16 protein-coding genes are annotated in these 13,512 nt (G+C 68.2%); 6 read left to right on the forward strand and 10 right to left on the reverse strand.

The genetic code is table 11. The annotated features are described in order from the left end of the window. Positions 1-7: 7 nt before the first annotated feature. A complete protein-coding gene (locus F9C11_RS07425) occupies positions 8-658 on the reverse strand; it encodes a hypothetical protein (RefSeq protein WP_409184149.1) in 651 nt (216 codons plus the stop codon). A 758-nt stretch (positions 659-1,416) separates the two neighbouring features. On the opposite strand from F9C11_RS07425, the gene F9C11_RS07430 reads away from it, so the two are divergent. Next, positions 1,417-1,992 carry a peroxidase-related enzyme gene (locus F9C11_RS07430; protein ID WP_409184150.1) on the forward strand — a complete coding sequence of 192 codons (576 nt, stop codon included), beginning with the start codon at positions 1,417-1,419 and terminating at the stop codon, positions 1,990-1,992. On the opposite strand, the gene F9C11_RS07435 is transcribed toward F9C11_RS07430, so the two are convergent. The 5 genes from F9C11_RS07435 to F9C11_RS07455 all read right to left on the reverse strand — a co-directional run bounded on the left by F9C11_RS07435 (position 1,980) and on the right by F9C11_RS07455 (position 5,967). Next, on the reverse strand, positions 1,980-2,267 hold the full coding sequence (locus tag F9C11_RS07435; protein WP_409184151.1) for a hypothetical protein: 288 nt from the start codon (positions 2,265-2,267) through the stop codon (positions 1,980-1,982). The two genes, F9C11_RS07430 and F9C11_RS07435, sit on opposite strands and share 13 nt — an antisense overlap. Beyond that, complete coding sequence (locus F9C11_RS07440; RefSeq protein ID WP_409184152.1) at positions 2,268-3,197, reverse strand: GNAT family N-acetyltransferase; 930 nt, start codon at positions 3,195-3,197, stop codon at positions 2,268-2,270. A gap of 261 nt (positions 3,198-3,458) precedes the next feature. After that, positions 3,459-3,608, reverse strand: coding sequence for a hypothetical protein (locus tag F9C11_RS07445; protein WP_162836041.1), 150 nt, complete (start codon positions 3,606-3,608; stop codon positions 3,459-3,461). Positions 3,609-3,864: 256 nt separating this feature from the next. Next, positions 3,865-5,055 carry an ATP-binding protein gene (locus F9C11_RS07450; protein ID WP_009085137.1) on the reverse strand — a complete coding sequence of 397 codons (1,191 nt, stop codon included), beginning with the start codon at positions 5,053-5,055 and terminating at the stop codon, positions 3,865-3,867. 153 nt (positions 5,056-5,208) lie between these two features. Further along, positions 5,209-5,967: a MerR family transcriptional regulator gene (locus tag F9C11_RS07455; RefSeq protein ID WP_409184153.1), complete on the reverse strand. Its 759-nt coding sequence runs from the start codon at positions 5,965-5,967 to the stop codon at positions 5,209-5,211. A gap of 184 nt (positions 5,968-6,151) precedes the next feature. Here F9C11_RS07455 and F9C11_RS07460 point away from each other — a divergent pair, with 184 nt between their 5' ends. Next, positions 6,152-6,658, forward strand: a complete 507-nt coding sequence (locus F9C11_RS07460) for a DoxX family protein (RefSeq protein WP_409184154.1) — start codon at positions 6,152-6,154, stop codon at positions 6,656-6,658. Between the two features lie 49 nt (positions 6,659-6,707). Here F9C11_RS07460 and F9C11_RS07465 read toward each other — a convergent pair whose 3' ends face one another. Then, positions 6,708-7,997, reverse strand: coding sequence for an acetyl-CoA C-acetyltransferase (locus tag F9C11_RS07465; RefSeq protein ID WP_409184155.1), 1,290 nt, complete (start codon positions 7,995-7,997; stop codon positions 6,708-6,710). A gap of 95 nt (positions 7,998-8,092) precedes the next feature. Between F9C11_RS07465 and F9C11_RS07470 the strand changes: the two genes are divergently transcribed. Next, entirely contained in the window at positions 8,093-9,427 is a 1,335-nt protein-coding gene (locus tag F9C11_RS07470) for a 3-oxoacyl-ACP reductase (RefSeq protein WP_409184156.1), read from the forward strand. 3 nt (positions 9,428-9,430) lie between these two features. After that, the gene (locus tag F9C11_RS07475) at positions 9,431-10,267 is read left to right on the forward strand and encodes a MaoC/PaaZ C-terminal domain-containing protein (protein ID WP_409184157.1); all 837 of its coding nucleotides are present in this window, start codon (positions 9,431-9,433) and stop codon (positions 10,265-10,267) included. On the opposite strand, the gene F9C11_RS07480 is transcribed toward F9C11_RS07475, so the two are convergent. Then, positions 10,256-10,915 (reverse strand): TetR/AcrR family transcriptional regulator, encoded by a 660-nt coding sequence (locus tag F9C11_RS07480; RefSeq protein ID WP_037364354.1) that lies wholly within the window; start codon positions 10,913-10,915, stop codon positions 10,256-10,258. The genes F9C11_RS07475 and F9C11_RS07480 overlap by 12 nt on opposite strands. A 120-nt stretch (positions 10,916-11,035) precedes the next feature. On the opposite strand from F9C11_RS07480, the gene F9C11_RS07485 reads away from it, so the two are divergent. After that, positions 11,036-11,680, forward strand: a complete 645-nt coding sequence (locus F9C11_RS07485) for an SCP2 sterol-binding domain-containing protein (RefSeq protein ID WP_409184158.1) — start codon at positions 11,036-11,038, stop codon at positions 11,678-11,680. 30 nt (positions 11,681-11,710) lie between these two features. Beyond that, positions 11,711-12,289, forward strand: a complete 579-nt coding sequence (locus F9C11_RS07490; protein ID WP_409184159.1) for an SCP2 sterol-binding domain-containing protein — start codon at positions 11,711-11,713, stop codon at positions 12,287-12,289. 61 nt (positions 12,290-12,350) lie between these two features. Here the strand turns inward: F9C11_RS07490 and F9C11_RS07495 are convergent, their stop codons facing one another. Both F9C11_RS07495 and F9C11_RS07500 read right to left on the reverse strand, forming a co-directional pair. Then, a complete protein-coding gene (locus F9C11_RS07495) occupies positions 12,351-12,572 on the reverse strand; it encodes a hypothetical protein (protein WP_409184160.1) in 222 nt (73 codons plus the stop codon). Positions 12,573-12,818: 246 nt separating this feature from the next. Further along, entirely contained in the window at positions 12,819-13,511 is a 693-nt protein-coding gene (locus F9C11_RS07500; RefSeq protein ID WP_409184161.1) for a hypothetical protein, read from the reverse strand. Position 13,512: the final 1 nt, after the last annotated feature.

Below are 13,512 nucleotides of genomic sequence, written 5' to 3' on the forward strand. Positions count from 1 at the left end.
GTCCTTTTTAGACAGAGGCCTCCGCGTCGTTTTCCGGCGCGGGGGCCTCTTCTGTTTTGCCGATCATCGCCTTCGCGACGAGGTACAGCACCACCGCGTTGAGCAAATGCCACAGGAAATGCGTGCCCGCTGGGAAATCCCCGCAGATCACGCCGTCGATAGTGCGGAAGGACAACGACAACGCGAACACCGCGGCGGCCATGGCGAAGTGCAGCCAGTACGGATCACGCTTGACCGCCAACGCGATGGCGAACCCGGCCAGACCCGCGAGCGCTGGCAGATACAGCCCGCCGCCGAGCGCCGCCGATGCGCCGGTGACCGCGAGGAACGCCGGTGCCCCGAGCCAGGACCATTTGGCCGTCGCGGCAAAGAACACCCGGGGAAAGGCCGCGGCGTAGAACAAGCTGAAGATCAGGATGGCCGCGGAGTCGGCGACCGCACCCCAGCGCGTGGCGACCAGGTGAAAGACACTGCTGGCAACGAAGATCACCCCGATCAGGACGGCAAGCACCCGCCCAGCGCGCTGTCGCCCGGCCCGCCACCAGATCAACCCGGCGGCAACGAGAAAGGCAAGGTTGGCCAGGTCGTTGAGCGGCTCACCCCAGAGCCCGGGCGCGGTGCGCTCGCAGTAACCGTCCACGTACGCGGTCCAGTTCACGGGGTAAGCAAACCCCTTCCGGGTGAACGGGGTGCATCCGGGGTCAGTCGGAAGGGATCAGGGGCGTCTTGGGGATCGCCGAGCTTCCAGCCCTTTGGCCAGTGCCGGGGACCGGGTCCTTCGACGACAACCGGGCCGCGGCGGTGAAGTTGGTGCCTTCGAAGTGCGCGGGGCCTGACAATACTGCTCCGTCGAGGTTAATCTTGTTTGAAACAGAAGCCATCGAAGCGGACTTTGTCGAGGTGTGCACCTGACAGATCCAGTACGAGGTCGGGCCAACGTCACCTATCGTCTGGGTGCCCACACCTCGCGATGATTCGCTGTGCGGTTTGTCGAACCTGAGTCTCTTCATCCGTCTCATCCGGCGGAATCCTCAGAATTGTTCAGTGACCCGTCGCGCAATTGCATCGTCCCGGTTGTCCGCAGCGACCTGCTCCGCAAGCCGATACGACTCCTGTTTCTGCAGCAAAGCCAACTTCGTGGACCGCTGCTTCCGCACCGCCAGCCACAACGCGACCGCCCCGCAGAGCCCGGCCCCGAGCGTCCCACCGGTCCGGATTGCGTCCAGTTGGGCCGAGCCCGGCGCGAACGCGAGCAATATCTACACCGCCGCCGCGGCGAGCGCCACCATCGTCGGCAACCCGGCCCAGATCACCCACCGCGGTATCGGCCGCAGCGTCTGTCGCTCATCCATCCGCTCACCTTGGCGCCATCCGACCCCCTCCCGTACGCGAACCGCGCCGGTTAGCGTGGGCGGTATGACCAACCCCGTGAGCCGGTTCCCCGTGACGGAACTCGAAGACCTTCCCGACGATCTCCGCGAGCGCATCGGCGCCATCGCGGAGAAATCCGGCTTCACGCCGAACATCTTCCGCGCCCTGGGCCACCGGCCCGCCGAGCTGAGGGCGTTTCTCGACTACCACGACGCGCTCATGGAACGCGAAGGCGGGCTCACCAAAGCCGAACGCGAGCTGGTCGTCGTGGCCACCTCCGGTGCGAACCACTGCACTTACTGCGTCGTCGCGCACGGGGCGATCCTGCGGATCCGCGCCAAGGACCCGGAGCTGGCCGACCGGGTCGCGACCAATCCGTGGCAGGTCGAGCTCGACGAGCGCGGCCGGGCGATCGTCGACCTCGCGCTGGCGTTGTCCCACGAATCCGCGTTGTTCGGCGAGGGCGACCTGGAGGCGGCGCGCGAGGCGGGGCTGACCGAGGACGAGATCTGGGACGTCGGCGCGATCACCGCGTTGTTCGCGATGTCCAACCGGCTCGCGCATTTGACCGCGCTCAAGCCGAATCCGGAGTTCTACCTGATGGGGCGTCAGAAGCGGTAGAACGGCCCGGGCAGGTCGCGGCTCAGCTCGAACCGGGTGCGCAGCCAGTCGCGCAGGCGGTGCATCGGTTTCGTCCACACTCGCGGCGCGGGCCCGAAACACCTCGGGTCCGCGTGCGGGGTGAACGCGTCGCCGGTCAGGATGACCGCGTCGTGGCCCAGCGGGCAGTGGCCGGACACCGAGATCACGCCGCGCGTCAGGTTCTCCACCCAGTCGACCTCGTCGACGCCCAGCAGCGTGCGGCGATCGCACACGGCGCAGTACAGGACGAACATCTACAACTCCCGCCGCCAGGTCTCGCCGGTCACGAGCGGACCGAACGCGTCCGTCTCTTCCTTGCCGACTAGTTCGAATCCGGCACTCCGGTAGATCCCGCGCGCGGCGGCGAGCAACGACAGCGTCCACAGCTCCATCGCCCGATATCCCCGTGCGCTGGCGAATTCGACGCATTCGCGCACCAGCCGCTTGCCGACCCCGTGCCCGCGCGCGGCTGGTTCCAGCAGGAGCAGCCGAAGCTTCGCGGTGCCTTCCTCGTCGCCGGGCGTGCAGAAAATACTGCCGGCCCGTTCGCCGTCGAGTTCGGCGATCCAGCCGGCCTGGCGCGGGTCGTCGCGGCGTTCGGCGAAGTCGGCGACCACGCGGGCGACGAGGGCTTCGAAGCGTTCGTCGAGGCCGTACTCCTCGGCGTACAGCGCTCCGTGCCGATGCACCACCCAGCCGAGGTCGCCCGGGCGCGGGGCGCGCACGGTGACTACCGGTTCCGGTGCCGAATCGCTGACGAGTGCGGTGATGGTCCCCATCGCGCCGAGCAGCCGGCGCTGGTCGGCGTCCGCGAACTGGTCGAGGAGGCTGCCGATCTGGCTGGCCGAGCGGCGGTCGAGGTCGGCGAAGGCGGCGCGGCCTTGTTCGGTGAGTGCGACGAGCTGGCGGCGGGCGTCGTCCGCGCAGCGTTCGCGGGTGATCAGGCCGCGGGTTTCCAGCCTTCCCAGCAGTCTGCTCGCGTAGCCGCCGTCGAGGGACAGCCGTCTGCGCAGATCGCTGACCTGCAGCCGGTCCTGTTGGGCGAGTTCGAACAGCACCCGTGCTTCGCTCAGCGAGTATTCGGCGTCGGCCGGTCCCTCGTCGAGGACGCCGATCACGCCGGTGTAGAGCCGATTGAACGCGCGAACCGTGGCGACGCGCTCGGCGAGTACGGAATCCGGCACGGGGACCACCTCGACTCGATCGTTGACTGAGTCAAGCATCTCCCCTTCGCCCACTTGGGGCAAGGGAATTCCCTCGGTGGTGGAGCGGCGGGGGAAATGGTCCAGACATATGGAAACCCCGTGATGCTGCCAGGTCGGGGGTCCGCCAGCATCACGGGGTCGTAGTGGGTATCGACGCGGCTCTTCGCGGCGTTACACCCAGGGTTTTCTGTGGTCTAGATCACTCGCGTGAGTGACCCACCAACAGGTTGGTCGTGCAGGTCAGCGCATGAACGGCTGACGCGCCTGGGCGAGGGCGATGAGCTCCTGCCGGACCGTGGAGGTGGCCGCGGTGTCGATCGCCCGGTTCAGTGCCCGGCGAGTGCGAGCCTCGGCGCGACGGGCACGGAGCTTGGCGGCGATGTTGCTCATGGTCTTCTGCATCCCCTTCAGAGGTCTTCGGTGGCTGTGTCTCTAGTATGCACCTTTTTTCACAAGGAATCCAACGAATCTGCGGTGACATGGGGCACTTGCCGAAGAATCATCGGTGACATGCTGGAGAACGCCGGACAGATCTCGTGTTGGCGGTCACAAGCCGCTAACGCGCTACCACTCTCTACGGATATCTAGCGAAATGACTAGAGACCGCTAGGCAGCCGGATAGACCGGTAGCGAGGGGAAGATCCGCTCAGTCGCGGCCGAGCAGGTAGTGCCCGAAGTGCGGCACGGTGAAGGCGATCTGCCCGCGTTCGGCGGAGTAGACCAGGCCTTTCTTCATCAGGCTGTCGCGCGCCGGCGACAACGACGACGGCTTGCGGCCCAGGTAGACGGCCACATCGGCGGTGCCGGCGGCCTCGTCGCGGCCTTGGGTCAGCTCGGCCATCGCGAGCAGGTACTCGCGTTCGGCGGGCGTCGCGCGCTCGTAGCGCGAGCCGAAGAACCCGACCGCCAGCTCGGACTCCGCCTCGGGCGCGGCGACCTGCACGTCTTTGACCGTGATCGGGTCCGCGGGCGCGGCGTCCCAGGCGGCTTTGCCGTAGGCCTGGATGAAATACGGATAACCGCCGGACGCGTCGAAGAGCGCGTCGAGCGCCTCCGGTTCGATCCCGGCGTCCTCGCGTTCGATCGGAGCCAGGACCGCGTAGTCGGCGTCCTCGCGGCTGAGCCGGTCGATCCGCGAATAGCGGAAGAGCCGCTCGGAGTAGGACTTCGACGCCGACAGCACCGCGGGCACATGCGGCAGCCCGGCACCGACCACGACCAGCGGCGCGCCGGATTGCGACAACTCGTGGCAAGCCGCGCACAGCGCCGAGACGTCGTCCGGCTGCAGGTCCTGGATCTCGTCGATCAGCAGCGCGACCCCGGTGCCGACGTCCGCGGCCAGCTCGGCGACGTCGGTGAACAGCTCGACCAGGTCGATCTCGATGTCGCCGGAATCGGCCCGGCCCTGCGCGGCGGGCACGTCGATGCCGGGCTGCCAGCGGTCGCGCAGCTTCGCGTCCGGTTTGTTCGCCTTGAGCGCGAACGCTTTCAGCACCCCGAGCACTTCCTCGACCCGGTCCGGCGCGCGATGCCGCACGGCCAGATCGCGGATCGCCCGGTGCAGCGCCGCCGACAACGGACGCCGCAGTTCCGCGTCCGGCCGCGCTTCGATCTTGCCCGCGCCCCAGCGCCGCCGAACGGCCATCGACCGCAACTCCCCCAGCAGCACCGTCTTGCCGACGCCGCGCAGGCCGGTCAGCACGAGACTGCGCTCCGGGCGTCCGCGAGCGACGCGTTCGAGGACGACCTCGAACGCCTTCAGCTCCCTTTCCCGGCCAGCCAGCTCCGGCGGCCGCTGCCCGGCACCGGGCGCGAAGGGGTTGCGGATGGGGTCCACTCTGTCACCGTATCGAGGTGTCTAGAGCTGGACCGATATTTGGCCATAGATGGCTAGCGCGTGTTGCTCGGCGGCTTAGCGCATGGTGCTCGAAGGATGGCCGGGTCTGCAGCCCCGTCCATCCTTACCCCCAGCGCCCACTCTGACGGAGCGTTAGTCCGTCAGGTTCCGCTCCGCGTAGATCTTCATCGCGTCGCGGATGTACTCGGCCGTGCCGGGGCCGTGCTTCTCGTCGTACGAGCCGTATCGCGGGTCGTCGACATACAGCTGCCCGAGACCGGCGAAGTAGCTCTTCGACACGGTCCCCGCGGCCGGGCGCAGCCAGCGGTAGAGCCGCGCGGCGATCGCCTGGGTCTCGTCCGAACCAGCGTCGCGGCCCTCCTCGCGGGCAGCTCCGAACGCCGCCGAGATGTCCAGCTGTTCCTGCTGGAAAGCCTTCTTCTCGTCCGCGGACAGCGACCGCCACCACTGGTCGCCCTTGCGGTAGGCGTCGGCGCCCCAGCGCTGGGTGACCTCTTCCTCGTACTGGGTGTGGTCGAACCCGTCGAACATTTCCTCTGCCATCAGTTGTTCACCTCCCTTCAGTTTCCGGAGCGTGGTCCGCACGGAGTCGATCTGCCGCCCGATCCGCTGCTGTTCCTGTTTCAGCAGCGCCAGGTGCGTTTCGAGCGCCGCGACGCCGTCGCGCTGGCCGTCGAGCACCTCGGCGATCGCGGGCAGGCCCAAGCCCAGGTCGCGCAACAGCAGGATCCGCTGCAACCGGACGAGTGCCTGCTCGTCGTAGTAGCGGTAGCCGTTGGCGCCGATCCGCGTCGGCGGCAGGAGCCCGACGGCGTCGTAGTGCCGCAGGGTCCGGCTCGTCGTGCCCGCGAACCGGGCGATGTCCTGGATCGACCATTCCGTCCTGACCACGGCTTCGACGGTAGAGGTTGACGTAGCGGCAAGGTCAAGCGTGAGTCTGCTAGAACTGTCTAGGGGAATCTAGCGATAGAGCAATATTCGGCTAGGTATCGCTAGCCCGGTTCGGCGGGGAGCGGGGCGGGCAATCCCGGTTGTAGGTTCTTGTACAGGGATTCCTGACCAGAGAGGCGAGACCGTGATACTGCGCCGGGTGGCACGTCCACTGCTCGCGTCGATCTTCGTGTTCGGCGGCATCGGTGCCCTGCGCGACACCCAGGGCCACGCGAAGGCGGCCGAACCGTTCCTCACCGAGACCTTCGACAAGGTCGAGGGCCTGGTCCCGGACCAGGTCCCGCGCGATCCGGCCACGCTGGTGCAGATCGACGCGGCGGTCAAGATCGGGGCCGGGCTCGCGCTGGCGAGCGGCAAGGCGCCGCGGCTGGCGGCGGTCGCGCTGCTCGGCTCGCTGGTGCCGACGACGCTGGCCGCGCACCGGTTCTGGCAGCTGTCCGATCCGGGCGAGAAGCAGGCCCAGCAGGTCCAGTTCTTCAAGAACGCGTCGCTGGCCGGCGGGCTGCTGCTGGCCGCGAGCGACACGGCGGGCAAGCCGTCGCTGGGCTGGCGGGCCCGGCGCGCGGCGAAGAAGGCGGGCAAGCGCGCCGACAAACTGGCCAAGCGCGCGGAGAAGACGCTCACCGACTGAACGCGCGAAAAAGCCGCCGCCCGAGCGTCCGGGCGGCGGCCTCTCGCGCTTACTTCTCCAGGATCGCGGTGACGCCCTGGCCGCCCGCCGCGCAGATGGAGATCAGGCCGCGCCCGGAACCCTTCTCGTTCAGCAGTTTCGCGAGCGTGGCGACGATCCGGCCGCCGGTCGCGGCGAACGGGTGCCCGGCCGCGAGCGACGAGCCGTTCACGTTGAGCTTGGCGCGGTCGATCGAGCCGAGCGGCGCGTCGAGGCCGAGCTTCTCCTTGGCGAACGCCGGGTCCTCCCACGCCTTGAGCGTGGCGAGCACCTGCGACGCGAACGCCTCGTGGATCTCGTAGAAGTCGAAGTCCTGCAGGGTCAATCCGGCGCGCTCGAGCATCCGCGGCACCGCGTAGGCCGGGGCCATCAGCAGACCCTCGTCGCCGTGCACATAGTCGACGGCGGCGGTCTGACTGAACGTCAGGTACGCCAGAACCGGCAGCTTGTGCGCCTTCGCCCACTGCTCGGTGGCGAGCAGGACGGTCGACGCGCCGTCGGTCAGCGGCGTCGAGTTGCCCGCGGTCATGGTGCCGTCCGGGCCGCCGTAGACCGGCTTGAGCTTGGCGAGCTTTTCGACCGAGGAGTCCGGGCGGAGGTTCTGGTCGCGGGTGAGCTTGAGGTACGGCGTGACCAGGTCGTCGAAGAAGCCGCGGTCGTAGGCGGCGGCGAGGTTGCGGTGGCTGGTCGCGGCCAGTTCGTCCTGCGCCTCGCGGGTGATGTCCCAGACCTTCGCGGTGAGCGCGGCGTGCTCCCCCATCGACAGGCCGGTGCGCGGTTCGGCGTTGCGCGGGATCTCCGGGACGAGGTGGCCCGGGCGGATCTTCGCGACCAGCTTGAGCCGGTCGGCGAGCGTCTTCGCCGCGTTGAGCCGCACGAGGATCTGGCGCAGCTGCGGGTTCACCGCCAGCGGGGCGTCACTCGTGGTGTCCACGCCGCCGGCGATCGCCGAATCGATTTCCCCGAGCGCGATCTTGTGGGCGACGTTGATGACCGCCTGCAATCCGGTGCCGCACGCCATCTGCACGTCCGACGCCGGCGTCGCGGGCGAGAGCTTGCTGCCCAGGACGCTTTCGCGGGCGAGGTTGAAGTCCTTCGAGTGCTTGAGCACCGCGCCCGCGGCGACCTCGCCGATCACCTCGCCCTGCAGGGAAAACCGGCTGACCAGACCGTCCAGCGCGGCGGTGAACATGTCCTGGTTCGAGGCCCGGGAGTACGGGCCGTTCGACCGCGCGAACGGGATCCGGTTCCCGCCGACGATCGCGACCTTGCGCACCGCGGGGGTTTTCCTGGTCGCCATGCCGTCCACCTCTCTGGAGTCGTGCCTTTCACACTGTAACCTACTAGTGAGTAGGTTAGACTGCGACGTGACGCAGACTGCACGGGAGGCACGTGATGGCGGACAGGTACCAGCAGTTCACGAAAACCCCGCTGGGGAAGTTCGTGGTGCCGAAGCTCGGCCTGCCCAACCCCGCGACGTTGCGCCGGTACCGTCCCGGCCAGCCCGCGCTCGAGGGTCCCGCACTTCTCGGCACCGCGCCCGGCGGACGGCTGGAGAAGACCGTCCGGGCGCAGCTCGCCGAGGCGGGCATCGAGGTGCTCAGCGCGCCCGCCGACCGGCACGCCGCGCTGGTCTTCGACGCCACCGGCGTGCAGGACCCGGGACAGCTGCGTGAGGTCTACCGGTTCTTCCACCCGGTGATCCGCAAGGTGGGCGCCTCCGGCCGGGTGGTCGTGCTCGGCACGCCGCCGGAGCTGGCCGAGGGCCGCGAGCAGATCGCCCAGCGCGCGCTGGAAGGGTTCGTCCGCTCGGTCGGCAAGGAACTCAAGCGCGGCGCGACGGCGCAGCTGGTCTACGTCGCCGAGGGGGCGGAGGACGCGGCCGAGTCGACGCTGCGGTTCCTGCTGTCGGCGAAGTCGGCGTTCGTCGACGGCCAGGTGATCCGCGTCGGCACGCACGCGAAGACCGCGCCCGCGCCGGAGAACTGGGAAAAGCCGCTGGACGGCAAGGTCGCGCTGGTCACCGGTGCGTCGCGGGGCATCGGCGAGGCGATCGCCGAAACGCTCGCCCGCGACGGCGCGCACGTGGTCGCGCTGGACATCCCCGCGCAGGGCGGCGATCTGTCCACTGTGGCCAATCGGATCGGCGGTTCCGCGCTGCAGCTGGACATCACCGCGGCCGACGCGCCGGACAAGCTCGCCGAGTACCTGACCTCGCGGCACGGCGGCGTGGACATCGTGGTGCACAACGCCGGTATTACCCGCGACAAGACCCTCGGCAACCTGACCGAGGGCGGCTGGGATTCGGTAATCGCGGTGAACCTCGCCTCGCAGCTCGCGGTGAACGACAAGCTTCTCGTCGACAAGATCCTGCGCGAAAACGGCCGGATCATCGGGGTTTCCTCGATCGCCGGCATCGCGGGCAACGTCGGCCAGACGAACTACGCGACGTCGAAGGCGGGCGTGATCGGGATGGTGAACGTCGGCGCGCCGCGGCTCGCGGAGTACGGCGGCACGATCAACGCGGTCGCGCCCGGGTTCATCGAGACCAAGATGACCGCCGCGGTACCGCTGTTCATCCGCGAGGCCGGACGGCGGCTGTCCAGCCTCGGCCAGGGCGGGCTGCCGGTGGACGTCGCGGAAACCATTGCCTGGTATGCCAACCCGGCCTCGGCGGCGGTCAACGGGAACCTGGTCCGCGTGTGCGGCCAGGCGCTGCTGGGGGCGTGAGCGATGGCCGTCCGTGAAGTGACGAGCGCGCCGAGCCTGGCGACGCTGTACCCGAAAGCCCTTCTGCGCCGCGGCGGTGGCTCAACGCTGCCGACCACGGAACTGGTGCGTCCCGAGGTCGTCGTGGACCCGGCGCATGTCGCGGCCTACAACGAAGTCTGCGGATTCCGGTTCTCGGACGAGCTGCCGGTGACGTATCCGCACATGCTGGTGTTCGGATTGCAGATGGCGTTGATGACCGAGCCGGGTTTCCCGTTCCCGCTGCTGGGCTTGGTGCACGTCGAGAACCGGATCACCCAGCACCGTCCGTTGTCGCTGGGCGAGACATTCCGGGTGAGCGTGCGCGCGGAAAACCTGCGCCCGCACGAAAAAGGCAGCCAGTTCGACATGGTGAGCGAGGTCCACTCCGGTGCGGACACCGTGTGGAGCGAGGTGTCGACTTATCTTCGCCGCACCGGCTCGGGTACCGGGTCCGCTTCGCGCCCCCAGCTGACGCCGCCGAAACCGTCCGCGCTGTGGCACGTCCCGGGCGACATCGGCCGCCGCTACGCCGAAGTCTCCGGTGACCGCAACCCGATCCACCTGCACCCGCTGACCGCGCGCCTGTTCGGCTTCCCGCAGGCGATCGCGCACGGCATGTGGACGAAGGCACACGCGCTGGCGTCCTTCGAAGGCAGGCTGCCAGACGCGTACACCGTCGCGGTGCGGTTCAAGCAGCCCGTGCTGCTGCCCGGCCGCGCGGCGTTCACGACCTGGCAGACCGACGACGGGTGGGCCTTCGAACTGTGGCATGCGCGGAAGCCGAAACCGCACCTGGACGGGGTGATTTCAGCCCTCTGAGGGCTTCCAGACCTGCCCCTCGACGAGGTCGTTGAAGCCCAGCCACACCAGGTTCATCAGCCACGACGCGAGCACGCCGTCGGAGATCTCCGGGTGGTCCAGTGCCCAGTCGGCCAGGGATTCCGCCGCGCCGACCAGTGCCGCGGCCAGGCCGGGGCCGGAGAACTCCGTCTGCTCGCCGAGGCCCTTGCGGGTGCCCGCGGCCACCACGAGCGCCGCGACCAGTTCGATCGCGCGCGTGCGCATCGCGGTGATCTCCGCGGCGAATCCGCCGCCGACCGTCAGTGCCTGGCGGTGCAGCACGGTCCAGGACTCGCGATATTCGGCGACGAAGCGGTAGAACGAGCGCAGGCCGTGCCACAGCTGCATGTCCGGCGGCAGGTCGGGCTGCACGCCCGCCTGGATGGCTTCCAGCAGTCGGGTCGCCTCGCGCTGGATGCTCTTGCCGAAGAGGTCTTCCTTCGAGCCGAGGTAGGTGTAGATCATCGGCTTGGAGACGCCCGCGACCTCGGAGATCTCGTCCATCGACGCCGAGTGGTAGCCGTGTTTCGAGAACACCTGCACCGCGGCGTCCAGGATCTGCCGTTCACGGACCGCCCTCGGGAGCCGTCTCGCTCGCTCGGGTGGGCGCTGATCTTCGTCGGGCACGCTGCTCTTTCCTCCCTCTCGCTGGCACGGACGGTACCCGTCCCCAGGTCGGCGGCGTTGCTTGCCGCGCTACCTACTCGCCGGTAGCCTTACGGCGGAAAGTTCCGGAAGGGGTGAATGATGGCCGACAACCCGGAGGCGACCAGCTCTGACCTGGCCGGCCTGCGCGGGGTCGCGCTGCTGGACGCGCTGGACCGCACCGAAGCCGTCGACGCGAGCGCGCTCGACGCCAACGCGGTCGCGGATGCCATCGACCCTCGTGAGCTGGGCCGTTCGGACCTGAACCGGCTGCTGGCGGCGCTGATGCGGCTGTCGGAGCAGGTGCCGGCATTCTCTCTGGACAAGGTCGACCCGACGAAGTTCGCCACGCTGGTCGCGCGCGCGTCGCGGGCGCAGCTGGAGGCCGTGGCCGCCGAACGTCCGCTGCGCGAGCGGGTGCTGGACGAGATTTTCGCCCGCATGGGAGCGCACATCCGGGCGAAGTCGCTGCGCGCGGTGGTGCACTGGCGGTTGTCCGGCGGCACCGGCGAGGGCGGTTACGACCGCTACGAGACGGTGCTTTCCGACGGAACCTGCACAGTGTCCCGCGAAATGCGCGAGAAACCCCGTGTGACGATTACGCTTTCGCCCGTGGACTTCTTCCGCATCATCACCCATCAGGCAACGCCCGCGGTCCTGTTCGTCACCGGGAAACTCAAGGTCAAGGGCGACCTCGCCTTCGCAGCCGGGCTGGTCGGCCACTTCGACCTGCCCCGACCGGCCTGAGCCGCTCCGGTGTCCCGCTGGCGCTCGCGCATGCGTGCCGCGCACTCACCCGGTGAGCACGCGGTGAACGGTTTCGCCCGCACGCTCGAGGTGGGCAAACTGACCCCGGAGCAGTTCGTGCAGGTCCTGGAGACGCTGCACATGCTCGGCACGGCCGGAGCCGGCATCGACATCGCCTCGCTGACCACGCAGTCCCTGGTCGATGTCGTCGCGGCGGCTACGCGGGAGCAGCTGAAAGGCATCGCCGACCACGACGAACTGCGCGCGGTCTTCCTGGACGAGATCTTCCGCCGGATGTCGGAACACTTCCGCCCGGACCGAGCCCGGCACGTGGACGTCGTGGTCTCCTGGCGCTTCCCGGCCGGAGACGATTTCGACCGCTACCAAACGGTCATCGAGGACGGCCTGTGCGTGTCGAGCACCGACCTGTCCCGCACCCCGGACACGACGATCACCGTGGCGGTGGAGGACTTCATCCGCATGGCGACCGGCAACGCGGCGGTGGCGGCGATGTTCGTGACCGGGAAGGTCAAGGTCAAGGGCGAGTACGCGCCGGCGGTGCGGTTGTCGGGGTATTTCGACATTCCTAAGCCGACTGGGGCGGACTAGCCGGCGCGCTGGCGTGAACGATCTTCACGCCAGCGCGCCGGCCTGAGCCCATCCTCGTGACCTACCAGTGCCAGTGGGTCAGGCGGACGATCAGCGACAGCAGCCTGAAGAAGAAGCTCATGAGCTTGAACCAGGGGTTGTCGACAGCCTTCTGAACGTCCTTGCCGCGTCGGCGAATGGTAACGCTGGTACGGGCGATCTTCCGCCTCCCGCGACCGCTGGACGGGGTGACGATTCCGCGGCCGGGGCGCTTGCGGCCCAGGTCACGCTTACTATTGACCATAGAACATGGCCTTCCTAGGTGTTCGGTCGTGTTCGAAGGGATGGGGCTGGCCGATCGCATGCCGGCAACTCGGTCAGTCCCGTCTCGGGATGCTCGCGGAAGGTCGCACGGCGGGTCCCGAGCGCACGTCGGCCAGGTGCTTATGCGGGTGCGTGAGATGCTCCGCAAGTGTCGTTTACAGTAAGTAACCAATCGACTCTTTCCGTGGTCGGCTTTCGTTCGGGTCCCTTTCGTTCGGGTCCGATGTCATGCCCAGGCGACAGTTGCTCTGTGTAATAATGGTTTGGTTTGCTCGAGCAGTTCGCGCACGGTCGCGTAGTCGTGTAGCTGCAGAGATGCGAGTGCCGCCGAGATCATGTCCGCAGCGGCCAAGACGGGTGTGGTTCCCGGCGGGACCTTCCGGTCCTCAACCTCCTTCCGGTCCTCAACCTCGGAGTACGGGTCGCTGGAAACAGGCCGCGCACCTTTGTTCGCGCCGCCGCACGGTTCGCGCGGCGCGACGCAGTTTCCGTTGCGCCGGTCCTCGGCCCGGCACGACTTGCCGTTGCGCCGGTCCTTTTTTCCTGCCGTTTTATCCCAGGATGTGGCGTGCGCCACAGCATTAGGGGCGTCTTGGCATCGCGTACCGGTGCGCAAAAGGCTCTCTTTGGCTGCGTGGCGCAGCTCGATGAGCTCGTTTAAACGGCACGGCAGTTCGCCTGCGGGCGTCCTGGCCGAGGCTGCCAGGTAGATCGTCCTGAGAAAGGACGCGGGCGGGATCCTTGTCAAATTCAGGTACTGGGAAAGCGCGGGCTGCGATACGTGCAGGACGGCAGCGTTGCGCACCATGCTCTGCTTCGGCAGGCGGAGATACAGTTTCTTGAGCGCGGCCGCGAACGCGATTACTTCCGGGGTCGGAGGGCGTCCGAGCCGTTTCCCGACTTGCCCCAGGGCTGGCATG

The sequence above is a fragment of the Amycolatopsis sp. VS8301801F10 genome (assembly GCF_046195355.1).
Classification (GTDB): Bacteria; Actinomycetota; Actinomycetes; order Mycobacteriales; family Pseudonocardiaceae; genus Amycolatopsis.